This is a genomic window from Azospirillum sp. TSO35-2, from assembly GCF_003116095.1.
In the GTDB taxonomy this organism is placed as follows: domain Bacteria; phylum Pseudomonadota; class Alphaproteobacteria; order Azospirillales; family Azospirillaceae; genus Azospirillum.
The window spans coordinates 1-1,325 of sequence record NZ_LGRA01000020.1; the positions used below are offsets into that span (position 1 = coordinate 1).

1 protein-coding gene is annotated in these 1,325 nt (G+C 65.8%); it reads right to left on the reverse strand.

Annotated elements, in window-relative coordinates:
• Positions 1–5 precede the first annotated feature (5 nt).
• Positions 6–1,289, reverse strand: coding sequence for an MFS transporter (locus TSO352_RS16135; protein ID WP_109107149.1), 1,284 nt, complete (start codon positions 1,287–1,289; stop codon positions 6–8).
• Between the last annotated feature and the right edge of the window lie 36 nt (positions 1,290–1,325).

Below are 1,325 nucleotides of genomic sequence, written 5' to 3' on the forward strand. Positions count from 1 at the left end.
GGAGTTCAATCGGCGGCGGCGTCGGCGGTGGCGTGAGCGATGGCGGCGGTCTTGCCACGCTGGCCGAGGACGAGGGCGATGATGGCGAAGGCGGTGAGGTCGAAGACGGAGAGGCAGGCGAACAGCGGCTCGTAGCCGATGGTGCTGGCGAGCTGGCCGATGATCAGGGAGAAGATCATGCCGCCCATGTAGCCGGCCATGCCGCCGAAGCCGGTGGCGGTGGCGACGTCCTGCTTCTCGAAGCTGTCGGTCACCAGGGCGTAGAGCAGGCTGGACAGCATCTGGTGGGCGAAGGCGCCGAGCGAGAACAGGAAGATCGCGGTGATCGGGCTGGAGACGAGGCCGATCAGCGCCGGGCCGATCATGCACACCGCACCGACGCCGACGCCGGCGATGCGCGAGTTGACCAGCGTCATCTTGAACCGCTTGGCGAAGAAGGGCGACAGGTAGCCGCTGAGGATGCAGCCGAGGTCACCGAACAGGAAGGGCAGCCAGGCGAACAGCGCGAACTGCTTGATGTCCATGCCGCGGGTCGAAACCATGTACAGCGGGATCCAGAAGCTGAAGGTCTGCCACGCCGGCTCGGTCAGGAAGCGGGCGGCGGCGATGCTCCAGAACTTGCCCTTGCCGAGCACGCGCTTGACCGAGGGCTTGGGCAGCTCGACATGCTCGCGGCCTTCCAGGATGTAGCTGTGCTCCTCCTTGGTCAGGCGCGGATGGTTTTCCGGGTTGCGGTAGAGCATGACCCACAGCAGCGACATGCCGACGCCGAGCAGGCCGGTGATGATGAAGGCGACCTGCCAGCTGTAGGCGAGCGACAGCCAGATGACGAAGGGCGGGGCGACCATGGCGCCGATCGAGCTGCCGGTGTTGAACCAGCCGGTGGCGATGGAGCGTTCGCGGGCGGGGAACCACAGGGTGGAGGTCTTGACGCCCGACGGCATGGCGGCGGCCTCGCTGATGCCGAGCAGGCCGCGGAAGAAGGCCATCGACTGCCAGCTGCCGGCCAGCGCGTGCAGCGCGGCGGCCACCCCCCAGACGAAGGCGAACATGGCGTAGCCGAACTTCAGGCCGATCAGGTCGGTGATGTAGCCGGCGATCGGCTGCATCAGGCTGTAGCAGAGCTGAAAGGCGCTGACGACGAAGGAATACTGTTCGGTGGTGAAGTGCAGCTGTTCCTTGAGCTGCGGCGCCAGGATGCCCAGCGTGTTGCGGTCGATGTAGTTGACCACGGTGCCAAGCATCATCAGGGCCAGGATTTGCCAGCGCAAACCACGGAGCGTCTTCATGTCTTCCTCACTTGCCTGCACAAGGCGGCAGGCGTC